The organism is Paraburkholderia sp. SIMBA_054, from assembly GCF_046534875.1.
Lineage (GTDB): Bacteria > Pseudomonadota > Gammaproteobacteria > Burkholderiales > Burkholderiaceae > Paraburkholderia > Paraburkholderia hospita.
On record NZ_JAWRXV010001820.1, the window covers coordinates 1 to 231 of the forward strand.

1 pseudogene is annotated in these 231 nt (G+C 61.9%); it reads left to right on the forward strand.

The features are described 5' to 3' along the window. A pseudogene (locus tag SB822_RS61335) lies at positions 1–231 on the forward strand (MFS transporter); the annotation flags it as partial.

Sequence of the window (231 nt, forward strand, 5' to 3'; positions counted from 1 at the left end):
GCCGACTCGTCGCAGATCAACTGGCCGATGAGCGTGGTGATCCTGACGATCCTGGTGATCTACGTGACGATGGTCTACGGACCGATCGCGGCGATGCTGGTGGAGATGTTCCCGACGCGTATCCGCTATACGTCGATGTCGCTGCCGTATCACATCGGCAATGGCTGGTTCGGCGGCTTCCTGCCGGCCACCGCGTTCGCGATCGTCGCGGCGAAGGGCAACATCTACTCG